This is a genomic window from Vibrio sp. 1180_3 (genome assembly GCF_029478545.1).
In the GTDB taxonomy this organism is placed as follows: Bacteria; Pseudomonadota; Gammaproteobacteria; order Enterobacterales; family Vibrionaceae; genus Vibrio; species Vibrio aestuarianus.
The window spans coordinates 82,605-102,245 of record NZ_SJFM01000013.1 but is presented as its reverse complement, the minus strand read 5'-3'; the positions used below and the strand labels follow the sequence as shown (position 1 = coordinate 102,245).

At 44.9% G+C, this 19,641-nt stretch carries 18 protein-coding genes; 5 read left to right on the top strand and 13 right to left on the bottom strand.

Annotated elements, in window-relative coordinates:
* Positions 1 to 6 precede the first annotated feature (6 nt).
* The 4 genes from EYW48_RS10255 to EYW48_RS10240 all read right to left on the bottom strand — a co-directional run bounded on the left by EYW48_RS10255 (position 7) and on the right by EYW48_RS10240 (position 2,492).
* Positions 7 to 462, bottom strand: a complete 456-nt coding sequence (locus EYW48_RS10255) for a DoxX family protein (protein ID WP_053309740.1) — start codon at positions 460 to 462, stop codon at positions 7 to 9.
* Positions 459 to 1,232 (bottom strand): DNA-binding domain-containing protein, encoded by a 774-nt coding sequence (locus EYW48_RS10250; protein ID WP_277432366.1) that lies wholly within the window; start codon positions 1,230 to 1,232, stop codon positions 459 to 461. Before EYW48_RS10250 ends, EYW48_RS10255 begins: the two co-directional genes overlap by 4 nt.
* The gene (locus EYW48_RS10245) at positions 1,229 to 2,131 is read right to left on the bottom strand and encodes a DUF692 domain-containing protein (RefSeq protein WP_277432365.1); all 903 of its coding nucleotides are present in this window, start codon (positions 2,129 to 2,131) and stop codon (positions 1,229 to 1,231) included. Before EYW48_RS10245 ends, EYW48_RS10250 begins: the two co-directional genes overlap by 4 nt.
* 103 nt (positions 2,132 to 2,234) lie before the next feature.
* The gene (locus tag EYW48_RS10240; protein WP_053309737.1) at positions 2,235 to 2,492 is read right to left on the bottom strand and encodes a DUF2282 domain-containing protein; all 258 of its coding nucleotides are present in this window, start codon (positions 2,490 to 2,492) and stop codon (positions 2,235 to 2,237) included.
* Between the two features lie 311 nt (positions 2,493 to 2,803).
* On the opposite strand from EYW48_RS10240, the gene uvrD reads away from it, so the two are divergent.
* The gene (gene uvrD / locus EYW48_RS10235) at positions 2,804 to 4,978 is read left to right on the top strand and encodes a DNA helicase II (protein WP_176246347.1); all 2,175 of its coding nucleotides are present in this window, start codon (positions 2,804 to 2,806) and stop codon (positions 4,976 to 4,978) included.
* Positions 4,979 to 5,760: 782 nt separating this feature from the next.
* Here uvrD and EYW48_RS10230 read toward each other — a convergent pair.
* Positions 5,761 to 6,420 (bottom strand): LysE family translocator, encoded by a 660-nt coding sequence (locus EYW48_RS10230; RefSeq protein ID WP_053309735.1) that lies wholly within the window; start codon positions 6,418 to 6,420, stop codon positions 5,761 to 5,763.
* 14 nt (positions 6,421 to 6,434) lie between these two features.
* Positions 6,435 to 7,364, bottom strand: coding sequence for an EamA family transporter RarD (gene rarD, locus EYW48_RS10225; RefSeq protein ID WP_261916379.1), 930 nt, complete (start codon positions 7,362 to 7,364; stop codon positions 6,435 to 6,437).
* 268 nt (positions 7,365 to 7,632) lie between these two features.
* Here rarD and recQ point away from each other — a divergent pair, with 268 nt between their 5' ends.
* Positions 7,633 to 9,471 (top strand): ATP-dependent DNA helicase RecQ, encoded by a 1,839-nt coding sequence (gene recQ, locus EYW48_RS10220; protein ID WP_176246349.1) that lies wholly within the window; start codon positions 7,633 to 7,635, stop codon positions 9,469 to 9,471.
* Positions 9,464 to 9,766, top strand: a complete 303-nt coding sequence (locus EYW48_RS10215; RefSeq protein WP_053309732.1) for a DUF3630 family protein — start codon at positions 9,464 to 9,466, stop codon at positions 9,764 to 9,766. Before recQ ends, EYW48_RS10215 begins: the two co-directional genes overlap by 8 nt.
* Positions 9,767 to 9,842: 76 nt before the next feature.
* Here the strand turns inward: EYW48_RS10215 and EYW48_RS10210 are convergent, their stop codons facing one another.
* Positions 9,843 to 10,691: an SIS domain-containing protein gene (locus tag EYW48_RS10210; RefSeq protein WP_277432381.1), complete on the bottom strand. Its 849-nt coding sequence runs from the start codon at positions 10,689 to 10,691 to the stop codon at positions 9,843 to 9,845.
* A 241-nt stretch (positions 10,692 to 10,932) separates the two neighbouring features.
* On the opposite strand from EYW48_RS10210, the gene murQ reads away from it, so the two are divergent.
* Positions 10,933 to 11,835: an N-acetylmuramic acid 6-phosphate etherase gene (murQ, locus tag EYW48_RS10205; protein WP_274671361.1), complete on the top strand. Its 903-nt coding sequence runs from the start codon at positions 10,933 to 10,935 to the stop codon at positions 11,833 to 11,835.
* Positions 11,836 to 11,870: 35 nt separating this feature from the next.
* Positions 11,871 to 13,322: a PTS N-acetylmuramic acid transporter subunit IIBC gene (murP, locus tag EYW48_RS10200; RefSeq protein ID WP_277432364.1), complete on the top strand. Its 1,452-nt coding sequence runs from the start codon at positions 11,871 to 11,873 to the stop codon at positions 13,320 to 13,322.
* Between the two features lie 116 nt (positions 13,323 to 13,438).
* Here murP and EYW48_RS10195 read toward each other — a convergent pair whose 3' ends face one another.
* The 6 genes from EYW48_RS10195 to EYW48_RS10170 all read right to left on the bottom strand — a co-directional run bounded on the left by EYW48_RS10195 (position 13,439) and on the right by EYW48_RS10170 (position 19,358).
* Complete coding sequence (locus EYW48_RS10195; protein WP_171980568.1) at positions 13,439 to 14,326, bottom strand: hypothetical protein; 888 nt, start codon at positions 14,324 to 14,326, stop codon at positions 13,439 to 13,441.
* Positions 14,316 to 16,784, bottom strand: a complete 2,469-nt coding sequence (locus tag EYW48_RS10190; protein ID WP_274681994.1) for a fimbria/pilus outer membrane usher protein — start codon at positions 16,782 to 16,784, stop codon at positions 14,316 to 14,318. The genes EYW48_RS10195 and EYW48_RS10190 overlap by 11 nt, the downstream gene beginning before the upstream one ends.
* On the bottom strand, positions 16,781 to 17,488 hold the full coding sequence (locus EYW48_RS10185; protein WP_274673468.1) for a molecular chaperone: 708 nt from the start codon (positions 17,486 to 17,488) through the stop codon (positions 16,781 to 16,783). Before EYW48_RS10185 ends, EYW48_RS10190 begins: the two co-directional genes overlap by 4 nt.
* An 11-nt stretch (positions 17,489 to 17,499) precedes the next feature.
* Complete coding sequence (locus tag EYW48_RS10180; RefSeq protein WP_277432380.1) at positions 17,500 to 18,207, bottom strand: molecular chaperone; 708 nt, start codon at positions 18,205 to 18,207, stop codon at positions 17,500 to 17,502.
* Between the two features lie 66 nt (positions 18,208 to 18,273).
* The gene (locus tag EYW48_RS10175; RefSeq protein ID WP_171980566.1) at positions 18,274 to 18,768 is read right to left on the bottom strand and encodes a hypothetical protein; all 495 of its coding nucleotides are present in this window, start codon (positions 18,766 to 18,768) and stop codon (positions 18,274 to 18,276) included.
* A gap of 86 nt (positions 18,769 to 18,854) precedes the next feature.
* Positions 18,855 to 19,358 carry a hypothetical protein gene (locus tag EYW48_RS10170; protein WP_053309726.1) on the bottom strand — a complete coding sequence of 168 codons (504 nt, stop codon included), beginning with the start codon at positions 19,356 to 19,358 and terminating at the stop codon, positions 18,855 to 18,857.
* Between the last annotated feature and the right edge of the window lie 283 nt (positions 19,359 to 19,641).

Sequence of the window (19,641 nt, the reverse complement as noted above, 5' to 3'; positions counted from 1 at the left end):
TTTTATCTACTTTGAGACCTGCTGTCTTAACACTTTATCCAAAGAAATTGGCCCTGCGCCCCATACCACCACAAGCAATAGCATCAGTCCCCATAATTGGTGGTCATAAAAACCTTGTTCCCATAACACGGGGTACGAAATCACTGCCACAATGTTGAAAATGAACAACGCCAGCGCCATCGGTCTGCTCAACAAACCTAATGCCACGAATATGGGTAATGTCAGCTCTGCGGCCGTTCCCAAATAGGCGGCCAGTTCCCAAGGTAGAATCGGTACTTGGTACTCCAATTCGAACAGATACAAGGTGCTGTCCCACGAGGCAATTTTCACCAAGCCTGAATTGAAAAAAGCCCATGCGACCCACAGCCGACAAAACAACAACAGCAAGGGAACGATAGTGTGTTGAATATTTTCAACGCTGTAGTCATAGCGCGTTAGCCAAGTTTTTAATGTCATGTTCATGAGTTTTCCTTTGTGCCAGACAGTGTGAAACCAGCGATAAGATTCAAAGCCAATAGCGTATTGAGATGAGCAAGCAAAGGTGCTTCAATCAAGCCGAGTGGCTGATTTTGTTGCACAAGTAACAGCAACTGATAAGCGCCTAGATCCAGGGTTTGGCACCAGGGTGAGCCATCCTCATTACAAGCGATAACACCGCTTTGTTGACGATGAATATCTAGCCCTGAAAATTGTTCAGTTTGAATGGCCTTTTGCAGCGCAAAAAGTGCGTAAGGGGAATCAAAGGCAATAACGTCTGCCTTGACATGCAAGATGATCTGGCCGTGTTTTTCTTCCTCTATAGCGGCCAGTTGCGTTAAAGGTTGGTAAGTATGGGCAGGGGCGTTTGCGTAACGTTGCTGTACGAGATCATTTGCCCATTCAAAACGTGCGACTTCGCTGGCATAAGGTGCAGCCTCAACGACGGCAGGAAACTGATTAACGGTTTGGTCAAACCCTTGACCATAGTGAGTGACATTTCCTTCCAGTAAAGGGTGAGTCAGTACATGTTGGCGAGCCAAACCGGCAAAGCACTCTTCTCCCACTAAGGCTTCCAGCATTGGATAGGTGGCTTGAAGCACCTCACTTAAACTGATGATGAAATTATTGCGATACACCTGCATCCGTTGTTCGGCAGAAAAATGGTCGCTAACAATATGGCAGTCATCTGCGCTGGCTTGGTAGTGCAATGCTTGCGCAAATTGTGTTTGTACATAGGCAAGAGAAGGGTTCATGAGGCTCTCCTTGCAGCGCTGAGTTCGGTGGCGACTATTCTTTCACTCGCTTTACTCGCTTCAGCTAACAGCACTTGCGGTGGAGGAATATCGAGATCCCATTCAATAAGGGTATGACAAGTACCGTGTTGTGCTATCCACGACTCAAACAGTTGCCATACTTCAGCGCTCACTGGTTGGCTATGGGTGTCTATCCACAGCTCGCCCTGTTCGAAGTGTTTGATGGTAAAACCCGCCAAATGAATTTCATCGACAGCTTGCGCTGGAATATTGGCCAGATATGTTTCGCTGCTAAAACCGTGATTGAAGGCGGAGACATGTACATTATTGAGGTCGAGTAATAAGCGGCAATCGGTGCGTTGATGCACTTCACTTAAAAAATCCCACTCGCTGATGGTTGAGTGTTGGAATTTCAAATAGCTCGACGGGTTTTCAATCAACAATGGACGACCAAGATACTCTTGAACCTCTAGCACATTGCGGCAAAACACTTGTAGGGCTTCTTCTGTGTAGGGAAGCGGTAGCAAATCATTGAAGTAGTGGCCGCCATTTTGGCTCCAACTTAAATGATCTGAAATAAAAATAGGCTCGATTTCACGCACCAATGCATTTAACTGCTGCAAATGTTTGCGGCTTACTCGTTCTACCGAACCGAGAGATAAACCAATACCGTGGCAACTAATAGGGTAGCGCTGAGCTAAGTTTTGCAATTGTTGGCGAGCATTCGAATGTGGTTGGAAATAATTTTCACTGTGGATCTCAAGCCAGCCAGTTAGATTGGGTTGCTCAGTGAAAAAATCGAGATGTGGATGGCGTAAACCAACGCCGACTTTACGGTGTTGTTCTGTGTGAGATTGTGCTGGTGGGCATTGCGTAGTGTGCTGTTGTGTATTGGTCACAATTCACTCTCCAAAACGGATGTGCTGAATATCTGAAAGGTTGTTAACCCTAAAAAGAAGGTGCGCTGGTTGAGCCGTAGCACACCTCTTATAAAGCTGAGGTTTAACCTTCAGTCATGCCGCCAGCCAGTTTGCCGCACAAGCCTTTTGGTAGCACAACAAACGCGTCTTTTTGGTGATCTTCTTTTGCTGTACCAGCGCAAGAGCTTGTTTTAGTTGCGCAATCATTTTTGCCTGCTTTAGCCACGCCATAGCATTTTTCTTTCTCAGCAGCGAAAGCAGGAGCCGCTGTTAACATTGTGCCACCTAGAGCAAGTAGACCAGTAACCGCAGCAGTAACAGCAAGATTAGATTTTTTCATAATAATTTCCTCGAGACTTTGTCCATGTAGTTGAGTTCGCAAGTTAATAATTTGTTAACGTTCAACTTGCTTACTAAAGAAGATGGAAAAAGCACGCAAAAACTTTCACACTCTGAATGAAAAAGCCGAAATGCATTCTCAATTTTTATTGAAGTGGCTGATTTTTAAGTGATTAAATTTTGATAAATATGGAAATAAAATCATGAAGTGGCGGTTTATCCATAACAATAAATTGCGATAGAAACGAGCATCTTTGCGCCATTTGGGGTTATAATCATCGCAATTATGTATAAATAACCAGTAGCTTAGTTATGATGGATCCCTCTCTTTTACTCGATGGTTTGAACGATAAACAGCGTGAAGCTGTTGCTGCACCTTTAGAAAACCTATTAGTACTTGCCGGTGCGGGGAGTGGTAAAACACGCGTATTGGTGCACCGCATTGCGTGGTTGATGTCGGTTGAACAAGCTTCACCGTTTTCTATCATGTCGGTGACCTTTACCAATAAAGCTGCCGCAGAAATGCGCGGTCGAATTGAAGAGTTAATGATGGGCAGCGCATCTGGCATGTGGAACGGGACATTCCACGGAATTTGTCACCGCATTCTGCGTGCACATTATCTTGATGCTAAGTTGCCAGAAGATTTCCAAATTCTAGATTCAGAAGATCAACAGCGTTTGCTACGACGTTTGATTAAAGCGCAGAACCTCGACGAGAAGCAGTGGCCGGCACGACAAGTTTGCTGGTGGATTAACGGCAAGAAAGACGAGGGGTTACGTCCGCAGCATATCGACGCGTATCGCGATCCAGTTACGCAAACCTACTTGCAACTGTATACCGCGTATCAAGACGCGTGTGACCGCGCAGGGTTAGTCGATTTTGCCGAAATATTACTGCGCACGCATGAACTGCTACGCGATAAAAAGCATATTCGCGAGCATTATCAGGCACGCTTCAAACATATTTTGGTGGATGAGTTTCAAGACACCAACAACATCCAATACGCTTGGCTGCGCATGATGGCTGGTCGTGATTGCCACGTGATGATTGTTGGGGATGACGACCAATCTATCTATGGTTGGCGTGGTGCTAAAATTGAGAATATCGAGAAGTTCACGCTAGAATTCCCAAGTGTGAATACGATTCGTCTGGAACAAAACTACCGTTCGACCAAAACCATTTTGGATGCATCTAATGCGCTGATCGCTAACAACACCGAGCGTATGGGTAAAGAATTGTGGACTGACGGCATTGAAGGCGAACCTATTTCCGTTTATTCAGCATATAACGACCTTGATGAAGCGCGTTTTACGGTCAATAAAATCAAAGAGTGGCAAGATAAAGGCGGCTCACTTAACGACTGTGCAATGTTGTATCGCAATAACGCCCAATCACGTGTACTTGAAGAAGCATTAATTCAAGCGGGTTTACCGTACCGAATTTATGGCGGTATGCGCTTCTTCGAACGCCAGGAAATCAAAGACGCGCTAAGCTACCTACGTTTGATGGCAAACCGCAATGATGACTCCGCTTTTGAACGTGTGGTGAATACTCCGACGCGTGGTTTGGGTGATAAAACGCTAGAAACTATTCGTTTTGCAGCGCGCGATCGCGGCTGCACCATGTGGGATGCAAGCTTAGTTCTACTTGATGAGAAAGTACTGACTGGCCGCGCAGCGGGTGCGTTGAGCCGCTTTATTGAACTAGTGAATGCACTGGAAGATGATAGTGCAGAGATGCCATTGCATACCCAGACTGACCATGTGATCAAAACATCAGGCTTATACACCATGTATGAGCAAGAAAAAGGCGAGAAATCAAAGGCACGCATTGAGAACTTAGAAGAACTTGTGACTGCTACACGTCAGTTTGAAAAGCCAGAAGAAGCGGATGAAATGAGCATGCTGACGGCGTTTTTGACGCATGCGGCACTTGAAGCTGGTGATGGCCAAGCCGACGAGTTTGATGATGCGGTACAATTAATGACCCTGCACAGTGCTAAAGGGTTGGAATTCCCACTGGTATTTATGGTCGGTGTTGAAGAGGGCATGTTCCCTAGCCAAATGTCGGCCGAAGAAGCCGGGCGTTTGGAAGAAGAGCGCCGCCTTTGCTACGTTGGCATGACGCGAGCCATGCAAAAACTGTACATCACTTATGCTGAAATTCGCCGTTTGTATGGGCAAGATAAATACCATAAGCCTTCGCGTTTCATTCGTGAACTGCCAGAAGCTTGCTTAGATGAAGTACGCATGAAAGCGCAGGTAAGCCGACCAACCAGTGCCGGACGCTTTAGTCAAAGCGCGGTTAAAGAGACCTTTAACGAAACTGGCTTTAGTTTGGGTGCACGTGTCAAACACCCGATTTTTGGTGAAGGCACCATTATCAACTTTGAAGGTAGTGGACCACAAAGTCGTGTTCAAGTGGCTTTTAACGGGGAAGGCATTAAATGGCTAGTGACGGCTTACGCTAAGTTAGAAAGGCTATGATCACTAAGTCACTGATGAACAATAAGTCACTGATGATCACTAATAGCAGAAATGCTTGCTGTTCGGGCATTAACTCCCTTAAGCATCGGTTATTCATGCTTAAGGTAATGCATTGAATGAAGCAAGAGTCTTTGTAAGACGAGATATTTGCATTTTAGCCCAATAAAGAAAAACCCCGAGGGCAAAAGCCCTGCGGGGTTATAGTCTTACTCGCAGCAATCCAGCTACAAAAGTGCTCCATGCATCAAATCCATGATAGTGTGCTGTATTCCGTCAGCTTATTCCTTACGTCGCCTTCCTAGCGGTGTCCTTTTTTGACCTTCCTGGCCTGCCAACAATCCACGTTAGCGTTCATCACTTGTTCCCTGAGCGGTGTCCTTTACATCATCCTGATGTTCAGTCCTTGCCTCATCCAGAGGTGTCCATTGTCTTTCCTTAGTAGCAACCATCCTAGTTACTATTGCGTCCATTCAATGTCCAATTCGCTTTCCATGCCGACCATTCATCCTGAGTAGTCGTCTCTTCATCCTGAAGATGACCAAATCCTTGGTGCTTTCCTGTTCCGTGTCAGAATCCTTCCGACGAGGTACATATTACCCATCTCTAATTTATCGGCAATGCTAGGAAAACGATTTCGTAATGTTTTTTTTGGGCTTACAGCACTCTATTTGTTATAAATCAAATAGTTATCTTATTTTGTGGGTGTTTTTTCTATGGAAAAAGCGATATTTGCTCACTTGTTTGTAAGAGATCTCGCACAAGAAGGAACGTTGATCACTGCATTAGGCTGCAAAGACCGTGAATGCTTGCAGTACAATAAGCCCGCCAATAGCAGTGAAAATAACCCCACACAGGCCATCAATGTAGGAGCTAAGTGATTGTAAACGCTTTTGTAATCGCTTAGTTGACAGCATCCAAGCAAGGCTGGCAAACCACAGCAATGAAAGCCCCCATAGAACGAGCAGTGCGCTTGCTTTGCCGGATAGCGACATGCCAGCAGGGACTAAACTCGACATCAGGCTGATAAAAAACACCAAAGCTTTGGGATTAAGGATATTAGTCATGAAACCACGAGAGAAAGCTTGGCGTTTATTGCTCAACAATAACGCAGGGTTTTCGATAATCTCGTTACTTGAAGGGCTTTTCCACTGAGAGTATGTGGCTTTTAGTGCTCCTATCCCAAGGTAAAGCAGGTAGCTACCGCCAGCCAACTGTAGAATGGCAAATAACGTTGGATGCTGGTGCACTAGGTAGCTCACCCCCGTCAAACTGAGTAGGGAGTGAAATAAAATGCCGCATGACAACCCAAGTGCAATGAATACACCTGTTTGACGGCCATAGCGCGTGGCGTTTTGTACTACTAACGCGACATCTGGCCCTGGGCTCATTAGCGCCACAAAGTGGACGCTGGCAAGGGTAATTAAAATACTGGTTTCGTTCATGTAACGTGATTTCTCTAGAGTTTTGATGAGGTTGTGGTTATTTCAGGAGTCAGCTTGCGCTTATAAGTCAAACCATCAAAGCTAAACAGCACTAACGCGCCCCAAATAAAGGCAAAAGTGATCGCTTTGTCACTAGTAAAGGCTTCTCCATAAACCAAAACGGCGAGTAAAAGCATCAAACTTGGGCCGATATATTGGAAAAACCCCAGTGTAGATAGTTTTAAACGAGTTGCAGCACCGGTAAAACACAATAGTGGTAGAGTCGTGATAACCCCTGCTGCAACCAGCAAAATGTTAAGACTTGTGGGGTTAGTAGCCATGTTTGAGGTGGCTGAATCGGCAATAAATAGTAAATAAATAGCCGCCGCAGGCAGCATCACTAAGGTTTCAATGAACAAACCAGTTTGTGCATCCAGTGCTACCTTTTTACGCAACAATCCATAAAAACCAAAGGTGGTGGCTAACGCGATGGCCACAACGGGCACTGAACCAAAAACCACCAGCTGAATGGTTACTCCAATCGCAGCCAGTGCAACGGCGACCCATTGCAGTTTACGCAGTCGCTCGCCAAGAAATAGCATCCCAAGCACCACATTCAATAGTGGATTGATATAGTAGCCTAAGCTGGCATCTAGCATATGGTTGGCATTGACTGCCCAGATAAAAATAAGCCAGTTGCTGCCGACCAAAAGCGAGGTTGTGATTAAATAGAGCATTTTGCTTTTATTGGTCATCACATCGCGTACGCTGCGCCAACTACGGCCAAAATGCAATAATGCAGCGAGCAGGAAAAATGACCAGACGACACGGTGGCTGAGGATCTCTAACGCGGAAACCGCGCCGATCGCTTTAAAATAAATGGGAGCAATGCCCCACATGGTATAAGCACCGATGGCTAATAGAACACCCTGTCGTGAGCGTTGCTGTTCTTCTTCTGGAGTCATTTACTATCTTTCTCGGAGGGGTTGACCGCTGTGCAGCGAAACGATTCGACAGTATATACCTATCCGAGTTTTAGTTGCATCTTTGTTAATAAGCTAAAGAGGCTGGCCAGCACAGTTGGTGAGAAAGCATGACAACAGCGATCAATTGTATAGCACACACATTTTGCGGTTTTATTCACCATCGAACACCACTACAATAAGACGCTTTGTTGCTTGGGCTTGAACAAGCTTGGCTGCCGTTGCTTATCACTACCACCTTGGAAACTTCATGACCGCCACTTTAATTGCTCAACAAGCTGATCCCGCGCCTGATAGCTCAAGCAGTATTTTACAGACTGTTTTTGGTTATCAGACTTTTCGCGTTGGCCAGCAAGAGGTCATTGAGGCGGCATTAGCAGGGCAAGATAGCTTGGTAATTATGCCGACGGGTGGGGGTAAATCACTCTGCTATCAGATTCCCGCTTTAGTGAAAGAGGGCATTACGTTGGTCATTTCGCCGCTGATTTCTCTCATGAAAGATCAAGTAGACCAACTCAAAGCTAATGGCGTGGCGGCTGAATGTATCAATTCAACCATGTCGCGAGAGGCGTTGATCTCGGTTTATAACCGGATGAATTCAGGGCAGCTAAAGCTGATTTATGTCTCGCCAGAACGTGTGTTGATGCGTGATTTTATCGAACGTTTACACAGCTTACCGTTAGCCATGATTGCGGTTGATGAAGCGCACTGTATTTCGCAGTGGGGGCATGATTTTCGTCCTGAATATGCCGCCCTTGGTCAGTTGAAGCAGCAATTTTCGCATGTGCCATTTATGGCTTTAACCGCCACCGCTGATGATGCTACTCGCAGCGACATTTTACATCGTCTACAACTGCAAGAACCTCATGTTTACTTGGGCAGTTTTGATCGCCCGAATATTCGCTATACCTTGGTTGAAAAACATAAGCCGGTTTCGCAAATCATCCGTTATCTCGATACTCAAAAAGGTCATTGCGGCATTATTTATTGTGGTAGCCGTAAAAAAGTTGAAATGTTGACTGAAAAACTGTGCAACAACCATATTCGCGCGGCCAGTTACCATGCGGGGATGGATGCGGATGAGCGCGCTTATGTACAAGAAGCTTTTCAACGTGATGATATTCAAATCGTGGTGGCAACGGTGGCGTTTGGTATGGGGATCAATAAACCCAATGTACGCTTTGTTGCCCATTTTGATATCCCACGCAACATTGAATCGTATTACCAAGAAACAGGGCGAGCAGGGCGTGATGGCTTACCGGCTGAAGCGATGATGCTTTATGACCCGGCCGATATTAGCTGGCTTCGTCGTATGTTAGATGAAAAACCAGAAGGGCCGCAAAAACAGGTCGAAAGCCATAAACTGGGGGCAATGAATGCGTTTGCTGAAGCACAAACCTGTCGCCGCCAAGTTCTGCTGAATTATTTTGGTGAGTACCGTGAGAAGCCGTGTGGTAACTGCGATATTTGCTTAGATCCACCCAAACATTTCGATGCCACGCAAGAGGCACAAAAAGCGTTATCGTGTGTTTATCGCGTCAATCAAGGGTTTGGTATTGGCTATGTGGTGGAAGTGATGCGCGGTATGCAAAATATCCGTATTCGTGAAAATGGCCACGATAAGCTCACTACTTATGGCATCGGTCGAGATCACAGCCACGACTACTGGGTCAGTATTTTTCGTCAGTTGATCCACAAAGGATTGCTGCAACAAAACATTACCCGCAACTCGACCTTGCAGCTTACCGAAGAAGCGCGGCCATTATTGCGTGGTGAAATGTCGTTAGAGCTTGCTATCCCAAGACTTGATACTGCTGCTCGTGCTGCGAAATCAGATAAATTGTCCAATAAGAATTACGACAAAGCTCTGTTTGCCAAGTTACGTAAGTTGCGTAAATCGATCGCCGATGAAGATGGTCTGCCTCCTTACGTGGTGTTTAGTGATGCCACCTTGATCGATATGGCAGAAATCTTACCAACTTCTTACGGTGAAATGTTGGCAGTAAATGGGGTGGGGCAACGCAAACTTGAAAAATATGCCGACCCATTTTTAGACTTAATTCAGGAGCATTTAACCCACCATGGCTGAGTTTGGTTTAGCGCATTATCTACAAGAGGAAGGGCGACTAATCCTGAGCGCCCCACGTTTTGATTTTGATACTTTTCCTCAATTTGGGGAGCGTTTGGTTGATTTGCTTTCGGCAAGTGTCATTGAAAAACAGTGGGACGCTGACATTCATTCATGGTTGATTGACTTTGAAGGTTGTCAGCTATTTCTGAAAGCAGAACATTACAGCGAATGTATGTGGTTAGAAGCACTGTCGATAAAAGAGAGCCAACAAGAGATGGATTTCTTGGCGCAGCTTTTTGCTCGTGGTTGTTAGTCGCTTAAGCCAATTTTTATTCTGTTCTATTTTGTCATCACCTAATACGCTATTGAAGAAAGCAAACCCCGCCCCGTTAGAAAATCTGCCGAATATCCGATGAAATATCATCAATCAACTGCCGAGCGGATTCATCTCTTTGTTGAACTAGGGTGATAAATATCAGGTCGGTGAGAACGTTCTGAGCGGTACGCGAAGCGATAGAAGAGCTGCGATGTTGGCTTTCGTCTGCGATGGTATCAAAGGAGAGATCCGCCAGCTCGCGTAATCGATTTTTTGTCGGTGAAGTGAGAGCAATGACCTTTGCACCCTGCTCTTTAGCCGATTCTGCGGCCACCAAAATCTCTTTCCTATTCCCAGAAAATGAAATCACAATTTGGATATCTTGTACCGAAAGGGTGCGAGCAGTGGCGATTTGAACGTGGCTGTCTTGTTCGGTTAATGCAGTGATGCCTAACTTTAACAGCTTGAAGGCTAAATCTTTTGCGGTAAGAGCTGATCCACCGATCCCCACTATTTGTACTCGGCTTGCAAGGTTTATCCATTGAATAGCTTGGTTAAAGTGGCTAAATGAAAGTGCATTGGTGGTGTGAAACATGGCGTCAGTTTTGGCCTGCACCAGTTTTTGTGCGATAACGGCGATGGGGTCATCGACCAAAATATTACTGTGCAAAGGGGTGGTATGCATCGCTTGCTTGCGGCCGAGCTCTTCTGCCAATGCCAACTTGAATTCGCTATATCCCTTAAAACCAATTTTTTGAGTGAATTTTACAATACTAGATTGGCTCACTTGAGCGTGGTCAGCCAATGCTTGGCTAGTGGCCGTGGCGGCTTTTTCTGGATAAGCGATGATCCAATCCGCAATTTTTAAGCCGCTACGAGAGAGCTGCGTACGGCGGCTCATTAGCTTGTTCATCACAGACATCATTTTCCTCTCATTTTTTTGAATAAATTATTCCATTGTGGAAATAATTAAACTAATAGCTAGGTGGCTGTATTTAATGTTTATTTGTTTTATTTTTGTTGTTTTAGTCACGCGATAAGGGGCCATTATTCCACTCATTCACAGCACAAAGAATAACCTTTGATGTGATTTGCGTCACTTAACTGGAATATTTTATTCCATAGAATCGCCTCAGTTTCGAATTCCTATAGAGAAAGATTTGATGAAAATTGATTTAACCCAGTTGGTCACCGAAGGCCGCAATTCAGCCAGTGCTGATATCGACACGCTTCCAACACTCGAAATGCTACAAGTTATCAACCGTGAGGATCAAAAAGTCGCGTTCGCTGTAGAGAAAACGTTACCTCAAGTTGCAGAGGCCGTAGATGCCATTGTATTAGCGTTCCAAACGGGAGGTCGCTTGATTTATATGGGGGCGGGTACCTCTGGTCGTCTTGGTATTTTAGATGCCAGTGAATGTCCGCCGACGTATGGTTCTCACCCAGACTTGGTGGTGGGCTTAATTGCCGGTGGTCATCAGGCAATCCTCAAAGCGGTCGAAAACGCGGAAGACAATGCAGAGCTTGGACAGGATGATCTGAAACATCTTCATCTAACAGATAAAGACGTAGTGGTTGGTATTGCGGCAAGTGGCCGTACACCTTACGTATTGGGCGGTATGGCTTATGCCAAATCGGTAGGGGCTACGGTGGTCGCTATCGCGTGTAACCCACAATGTGCGATGCAACAACAAGCCGACATTGCGATTATCCCGGTAGTTGGTGCTGAAGTTGTTACGGGTTCTTCGCGTATGAAAGCGGGCACTGCGCAAAAACTGATCCTCAACATGCTGACCAGTGGTGCCATGATCCGCTCAGGTAAGGTGTTTGGTAATTTGATGGTTGACGTTGAAGCCACCAATGCCAAGTTAATTCAGCGTCAAAACAACATTGTTGTTGAAGCAACGGGTTGTAATAGTGATCAAGCAGAACAGGCGCTCAATGCTTGTCATCGTCATTGTAAAACCGCCATTTTAATGATTCTTGCCGATATGAATGCTGAGCAAGCGACACAAAAACTCGCTAAACATCATGGGTTTATTCGCGCGGCACTTAACGACCAATAAAATAATAAGACTGGATTTATCCAAAGGATGTCCTCATGGCAAAAATAACTTCAAGCATGATTGTGAAGCTCCTGAGCGCAGTGGGCGGTAGCAATAACATTAGCAAGTGCGGCAACTGTATGACGCGCCTACGTTTAACATTGAACAATAATGCCTTGGCTGATCAAGCGACCATAAAAGCGATTCCCGGTGTAATGGGTGTGGTGGAAAGTGACCAACAGCTACAAATTATTTTAGGCCCTGGTAAAGCGCAAACGGCAGCGGAAATGATGAATGAGATGCTGGCGAATGGTGAAACGGTAGCGGCAGAGATTGATATTGAAAACCAAGATTTATCGACCATCGCTTCTGAACAAAAAAAGCAGATGAAGAGTAAGCAAACCAGTGGTGTTCAACGTTTTCTGAGCAAATTTGCGACCATTTTTACCCCGCTGATCCCCGGTTTTATTGCTGCCGGTTTATTGCTTGGTTTTGCCACATTGCTTGAGCAGATGTTTGTGATTGACCAGTCACCAAGTCAATTTATGCTTGATTTGATTGCTTATATGAAGGTGTTTGGTAAAGGGCTATTTGCTTTCTTGAGCATCTTGATTGGTTATAACGCGCAGCAAGCGTTTGGTGGCTCGGGGGTTAATGGTGCGATTTTAGCTTCTTTATTTGTGCTTGGTTATAACCCTGAAGCCACAACCGGTATCTATTCCGGTATGAATGAGTTCTTTGGTTTCACCATCGACCCGCGTGGCAACATCATCGGTGTTTTATTGGCGTCTATTTTGGGCGCTCAAGTAGAGCGTAAAGTGCGCCAATATATGCCCGATGATCTGGATATGATTTTAACTTCAGTGGTGACCTTGCTCATTATGGGGGTGGTGACTTTCTTGGTGATCATGCCAATTGGTGGCGAACTCTTTAAAGGTATGTCTTGGCTGTTTCTGAACCTGAACGATAACCCGTTTGGTGCAGCGCTGTTATCTGGTCTATTCTTGATTTCGGTGGTGTTTGGTATTCACCAAGGTTTTGTACCGGTTTATTTTGCGTTGATGGACGTGCAAGGTTTTAACTCACTGTTTCCTATTCTGGCGATGGCTGGTGGTGGTCAAGTGGGCGCGTCATTAGCACTTTACTTTAAAGCGAAAAAAGATGCGCTGCTGCGTACTCAAGTAAAAGGTGCCATCATTCCCGGTATTTTGGGTATCGGTGAACCGCTCATTTATGGTGTGACGTTGCCGCGAGTGAAACCCTTTGTGACAGCCTGTATTGGCGGTGCTGCGGGTGGTTTCTTTATTGGTTTAGTCTCTTACCTTGGTTTACCGGTTGGGTTAAATACGGTATTTGGCCCATCGGGTATTGTCGCGGTTCCTCTGATGACTTCAGCCGAAGGTATTTTTGCTGGTATGGCGGTGTTTGTCGGGGGGCTTTTGATTTCATACGTTGTCGGCTTTCTCACCACTTACTTCTTTGGCTGTAAAAATGTTGATTTAAGCTAATTCACCCAACCCCTATAGGTGTGAAGTAGCCGCACCTTTAGTTAACCTTGATGATTCATCGATAAGGGTTCGCTAAAGGTGCTTTTTTATTCTAGTGGCTTTGGTTGAAATACCCATTATGGTTGCTGTGCTAGGTTAGGTTCTATCGATATATGTAAAGTATCGTTATAGGTTCCACCGGGTTTACGGTTTGTATCACCGACAATAAAGGTGATTGGAATTGGCCTGCCTGAGGTAGCTTGATCGGAATGCCATTGAGACGATGTCTTGCTTAATTCGATCGGTTGGTTATCAAGCAACATTTGATAAGCAATATCCCACTGAGCATCCGCTGATTGGTGGCGCATCACACCTCGATACATCGATTCAATCGAAATTGAATAACTAGCAGTACTTTGTACCCACAGCTTGGGCGCGGAATGTATGACTTTATTCGCCGTCAGTTCACCAATATCAAGGTCATAATGTTGTTGCGACAAGCCATAAAACTGGATTTTGGCACTCGGCAGTACAACCGCCTCAATATTGAGTGACAGTTCTTGTTCGCTTTGATTCTGTAGCAACGATGTCCCGCTGAGCGTTGCCTTTAACTCACCAGAAAAGCGACCAGCATCTAGCCACTGTTTTGCAGGGTACTTGATTTGAAAAGTCGTGACAGGCTTACTTTCTGACAAGGTAATATACCAGCGTCCTGCTTTTTGATAGCCATTACTGCCTTGCCACTCGAATTGGATTTGTTGCTGATTGGTGCTGCGTAAAGAGCTAGCACCTTTATCCAGATCAATTTCGACCTCTATGCTGCATTCTTCACCTTGAATATCCGATCTTAGTCGGTAATTTTGTACCAGTGCTGATTGCCCGGTGGCGAAAACGTCATAGGTATTTTGCGAGGAAATGGCATCAAGACTGACAAGGCTTGCTTGGCAGCCAGCGTATAGCGAGTGAGAGGCAATGAGTGCGAATAGGCCCATTGTCCATGTATTGATTAAGCGGCTAATCCACATACAAATCTCCTAATAAGATCAACACATCACTGCCTTCTTCGATGGTGATCTCTAATGATTGTTTCTGTTTTATATTGAGTTCAAGAAGATAGGTGCCAGGGCGCATTCCGGAAACCGCAAAACGTCCTTTACGGTTAGTGAAAAACTCGATTGGTTCTTGTTCTGCATCACCTAAATAGTGAGCAACACCGGCGATCAAAGAGATAGGTTGATTGGTTTGACGATCGATCAAATTACCCATCACGGTCAGTACCGCATCGGATCCAATTTGCAATTGGTAACCTTGGTTGTAGCCAGGGGTAAGTAAGAATGCACCATCACCAAGATCATAGCCGGGCGGTAGGTCTTCCACATCATAGCCCACAAGTTGTGAGTTATAGGCGACCAGATCAGAGACCAAAAAGTTGCGCTTTGATTGACCATAAACGCGTGCGTATTCGCTGTTTCTTTCGGGATCAATCGCTACTTTGTTTTCAGCCAAACTGCTGTGTTTCTTTATGACCGCAAATGCTTCGCCCACTCGGCGACCGACCGCAACAGAGGTTCCAGCAAAGGCAATCGCACTGGAGACTTCTAGGCGTGTATTGTGCGTCCGTTGATCTTGGTTAAAGTCTTGATATCGCGTAGTGTGGTCAGCGATCACTTCAAAGCGGTTGGCGGTATAATTCACCCCCGCATCAAGGTTGGCATCGCTGTCTCTTTCATTGACGAGTGTGGCATAAGCTTGCACGCCACCTGTGTTGCCTTCGCCCTCACGATAAGTAATGTCTGCGGTGGTTTTATCTTGCGAGCTATCGTAGCGACCAACGATGCGAGTCGCTTGGCTTAGCGGCCAACTTAATGTTAGTGATGTATTCACTTCATCATCACTGTATTGATAATCTCGGTAATCAACGCGAGCACTCCAGGTTGCTGGCGTTCCAAAGAGAGGGCCGGATAAACTTGGGCTGACAGACCAATAGTTATCATCTTGGTCTGAGCCTGAACTATACGTTGCTGACATCGCGCCGCGTAAGCGCGGAGTCATATCGAGTGAGCCAAACATGGATACGTAATGTTCCACACTATTGACTGGCGTGTTGGTTATTTCTAGATCTCTAATCCCAACAAAATTATCGGTTTGATAATCATAAATGATGCTCCATTGTGCATTGAGCGAATGGCTATCATCAAATTCGGCATCGAAGGCAACACGAAATGCGTGTCCATTGCCCACATCAGGATGATGGCTCGTTGAGGCGATAAATTCAGTCACCCCGATAGGGCTAGCAAACAGCAACGAGCCACCATATTGATATAATTTATCTCGACTTTGTGCATTGACGCCTAAGGTTAGCCAAGGCGTAACACCGGCATCAAAGTAACCATGCACTACATGCTGCGAGGTTTCATAATCTAATTGCTTATCGTCAAATTCACTTGGCACACCTGCGACCAAGCTATATTCAAACTCGCCACTGTTGAGTAAGTCATTACCGGTCGCAACGGAGAATTGCACTCGCTCTTGCTTACCCGTTGAGTCAGTGATGATAAGTTCAATGTCATTGTTTCCTTGCGCCAAAGGAATGTCATTTAAATTGTAACTACCAGCACTGAGTGTTAAGCGTTGCACGATGACACCGTCAATCACGACATCGACGTTAGATGTGCGCAGTAAGGTAAAAGATTGTGTCGCTTTAGGGCGAACATTTCTGGTCGGGATTAAGGTGAAATCGCGGGTAATGCCAATGCCTAAAATATCCACGCTGTCTTGTAAGTTTTTACCGGCATTAAACATATCACCGATCACTAATCGCGTACCTTGCGAAGGAAAGTCGACATTGAGGCGTGTTCCTTGGCGAGCATAAATAGATGATTCATCATTGGCGTTCTCATAAGTTGATTCATACTCGATATTAGCAGGGCCAATATTTAACGCCGCGTCAAAGCGGTGGCTATAGAGTGTCTCGCGTTGTGAATCATCGTTATCAACAGCTTGGCTTTGCATGCCTGATAGGCTGATATTGAGGTAACCACTGACAAAAGCCGGGGTGAGCTTACTGGCATTTATTTGAGATGAGGATAGCGAAAGTTGTTGAGTTAACAGTTGTTCCGGTGGGACGATAATGACACATTCCAAGCTGGAAAAATCGAAATTTAAGTCAAGACCTGCGGCACGAAAATCTTGCTGAGAAAGCATATCGCCACGACTGGCTTCACTGAGGGTATTAATGGCTTGCTCTGAAACTAGGGTAGCTAAAAGCGCTAGGGTACTGGCTTTGGGCAGTAAAATGTCATCATCAGCGGTGATGGTGATTTGCGCCTCACCGATAACACCATCACTCACTTTCAACAGCGATACTAACTCAATATCTCGCCCTGTCGGGTTCAATTTGACGACTTTTTCTTGCGCCCAAACCAGTTGGCTGCATAGCCCGAACAATATCAGCCAATAAATACCACCTCGTGCCGTTTTCATTGCACTATTCCACGGTAATCCCCAGCCGGAATGGGTTGAACTGGAGTAATCACTATCGATGACATCGGTGGAATGAAATGTTCACCTAACGCTTTATTAAGTGTTGTTTGCCAACGATTTTCAGTATTAAAAAAGTGCAATAGCTCTGTGTAGGTATAACGATTGCCACTGTTTTTCAAGGTGACGGAGCCATCTTCACTAACATGCAGACTGACCTTTGCGTTCTGATTATTAGAAAAAATGTGTACGAGAGCGTTGTAGTTCACTTGTACGGAAATGCCACTGTCATGTTGAGAAACGTTGCTTGTTAGAGCGTTACTATCACTGGCAAATTCAGAGGCTAATAACGGCTGACTGAAACGCAAAAAATAGCTTTCAGATGTGGTGAGTTCTGCGCCCACCCACTGTAAGCGAAAGACTTGTGATTGACCCGGTTGCAAGACAGTTGCTAACGGAAAAAATAGTAACGAGCCGTCTTCAATTTGTTGTGAAATAAATCCACCATCAGGCTGAAAAATAAGGCGACGTAGGCTAGTTTCAAGCGGTACTTTTTGGGTGCTGTTGTTGGTGACAACCACTTGCGCCATGCCGCCGCTTTGCGTATCCATCTCTAGTACCGTTGGTGACATGATAATCGCTTGCGATGAAGCACTGAAGATACAAACAATACACGTCCAAAAAAACCGTAAGCACGCTTTCATCATTCATGCCTCATTCAGTCAATGTTTTCAATTTCAATCGATGTTGATTGTGCGTCAAAGCCTTCTGGTGGTTGCATCACGAAGATGCGTTTTGATTTTGGTAAAATGAGCGTACCAGCAAGAAACTTACTAATATCGCTACCTGGTAGGAAGAGGGATTGATTGTGATCGGTGATTCGCCAATTTGTTTTGGATAGGCGGCCGTAACTCTTACCATCATTGGTTATTTCAACTAACCACTTGCCATCTTTCTGCTCGACTCGCTCAACTTTCATTGCAGGGTTAGTATTTTTAGGTCTGACATTGAGCAAGGTATTAAACTGCATCAGCACACCGATGCTAGCCGTTTCGTCGGTGTCAGCTCGCTCTACTTTTACTTGCTTTACCGCAATCCGATAAGATTGTGATTGTGAAATAGAGGGGTTACCAAGATAGCGGACCATCACCGATTGGGAGCGTCCTGGCGGGATTATCGCGGTAACTGGAATCACTAGCAGGTCATCATCTGCCGGTTTGGTTGTCTCATTACCCATCTCATCCATCGACATCGACAGCGGAATAAACTCGACTGTCAAAGGTTGTTGGCTAGTGTTATCAATCCGCATTGTCATTTGTGATCCCTTACCAACTGGGGTAATTTCGGCCACCATCGGTTGCACTTTATAAGCGTTAGCGACAGAGCTCATTATCAATAATGCAAACAAACCGAGATATTTGGCTATGAACATATGAACCACTCCTTGATTACAAATGGGAGGCTAGCGCCTCCCATCACTACTGCTGTTTTATTATTGCGCGGTAATTTGAACGGTTAGCGTGTCTGAGTAGCCACCAGCCCACAACGCCGTGGCGCTTGTAGTAATCGATAGCGTTGCTGAAACCCCAGTAGCTAAGCTAGTTGAACCGCTGTAGGACTCACTAACGCTCACGTTGTTCAAGCCAGGGCCACCAGGTGCATTAAGGGTAATGGGTGCTAAACCTGATACTGATGGCGTTAAGATAGCGGTATAAGGGATGGCATAGTCTTCGTTATCATCTGATTCGAGACCACCTTCAACACTGGTTAATGTTATCGTTGCACCATCAGAATCGTTACATTTCACCGTAATATCATCTTGAGCGGTTTGCACAGAAGTTACCGCCCCAAAGTTAAGAGCTTGGCTTGATAGGTCAGTAATTTCACAGACAGGCTCAATAAAACCAGTCAATTGAAGAGAAGCAGCGTTTACTTGTGTTCCAAATAGAGCTGATACGGCAACTGCACACATTGTTAGCTTTTTCATACGATAGATTCCTTTAACTTAATGAAAGAGTTACTTGCTATAGCCCCAATCCAAACAGGGCATTGTTCTGCCGTTAGGCAGGTTTTCTAGTTACTGATGTCATGAATTGAGGGATACACATCAATTTCAATGACATCTTCGTAATGGCCCGCATACAGCAGGTTTTCATCTAGTGTTACTCGCATTACCCCTTCTGTGGTAAATGGAATATCACTTGAACCGTAAATAACTGTTGGCGACAGCAGATCCTCACTTGATAGCGATGCATTTAGTCCGATTGAATGAATAGCGATATCTAGCTGGTATTGAGTGAGTAAATTTGTTCTGGATTGTAATAACCGTAAACCACCATTTTTGGAATAAATCGACATCTTTAATGGTTGATTGCAATAAACATCAAACGGCAGGGACTTTATCTTCTCATTCGAAAAGTCCATTTTATTGCCCGTTCTAAAGTTCATTTCACATTGGTTTTTTATATGGCCAGAAATCGTTAATGATAAATTTTCACTATTTACAGCAAGCGCCTGCTCGCCCAAATTCATGAGAGGGATAATAAAAAAAACAATGCTTTTTGTTATAGCCCTCATAATGCAACCTTACCTGCTGTCAACATGCCAGTAACTATAAGGCTGGAAATTTAACGTGGAGTATTAAAGAAGAATGAGTAAATTTAAAAAGTAGTAGTGGAGTAGTATGGGATTTTTTGGTTTTTAATATTTAAAGCTTATATTTCATATCGTTACATGTTTGTTTTATTTGATGGTGACTTGTTTCAATTTAGAGACAGAAAAAAGGTCGATCATGATATACATTATTAGCATTGCTATTTATGTTTGGTTGCTAAATTAATTTTATAGGTCTACTCACTAA

What these genes read in the sequence shown, in the direction of transcription:
- EYW48_RS10240 (WP_053309737.1), bottom strand. Translation starts at nt 2,492, where the DNA reads ATGAAAAAATCTAATCTTGCTGTTACTGCTGCGGTTACTGGTCTACTT.
- murQ (WP_274671361.1), top strand. Translation starts at nt 10,933, where the DNA reads ATGAAAATTGATTTAACCCAGTTGGTCACCGAAGGCCGCAATTCAGCC.
- murP (WP_277432364.1), top strand. Translation starts at nt 11,871, where the DNA reads ATGGCAAAAATAACTTCAAGCATGATTGTGAAGCTCCTGAGCGCAGTG.
- EYW48_RS10175 (WP_171980566.1), bottom strand. Translation starts at nt 18,768, where the DNA reads ATGAAAAAGCTAACAATGTGTGCAGTTGCCGTATCAGCTCTATTTGGA.
- rarD (WP_261916379.1), bottom strand. Translation starts at nt 7,364, where the DNA reads ATGACTCCAGAAGAAGAACAGCAACGCTCACGACAGGGTGTTCTATTA.
- EYW48_RS10170 (WP_053309726.1), bottom strand. Translation starts at nt 19,358, where the DNA reads ATGAGGGCTATAACAAAAAGCATTGTTTTTTTTATTATCCCTCTCATG.
- EYW48_RS10230 (WP_053309735.1), bottom strand. Translation starts at nt 6,420, where the DNA reads ATGAACGAAACCAGTATTTTAATTACCCTTGCCAGCGTCCACTTTGTG.
- recQ (WP_176246349.1), top strand. Translation starts at nt 7,633, where the DNA reads ATGACCGCCACTTTAATTGCTCAACAAGCTGATCCCGCGCCTGATAGC.
- EYW48_RS10210 (WP_277432381.1), bottom strand. Translation starts at nt 10,691, where the DNA reads ATGTCTGTGATGAACAAGCTAATGAGCCGCCGTACGCAGCTCTCTCGT.
- uvrD (WP_176246347.1), top strand. Translation starts at nt 2,804, where the DNA reads ATGATGGATCCCTCTCTTTTACTCGATGGTTTGAACGATAAACAGCGT.
- EYW48_RS10190 (WP_274681994.1), bottom strand. Translation starts at nt 16,784, where the DNA reads ATGAAAACGGCACGAGGTGGTATTTATTGGCTGATATTGTTCGGGCTA.
- EYW48_RS10250 (WP_277432366.1), bottom strand. Translation starts at nt 1,232, where the DNA reads ATGAACCCTTCTCTTGCCTATGTACAAACACAATTTGCGCAAGCATTG.
- EYW48_RS10255 (WP_053309740.1), bottom strand. Translation starts at nt 462, where the DNA reads ATGAACATGACATTAAAAACTTGGCTAACGCGCTATGACTACAGCGTT.
- EYW48_RS10185 (WP_274673468.1), bottom strand. Translation starts at nt 17,488, where the DNA reads ATGATGAAAGCGTGCTTACGGTTTTTTTGGACGTGTATTGTTTGTATC.
- EYW48_RS10195 (WP_171980568.1), bottom strand. Translation starts at nt 14,326, where the DNA reads ATGTGGATTAGCCGCTTAATCAATACATGGACAATGGGCCTATTCGCA.
- EYW48_RS10215 (WP_053309732.1), top strand. Translation starts at nt 9,464, where the DNA reads ATGGCTGAGTTTGGTTTAGCGCATTATCTACAAGAGGAAGGGCGACTA.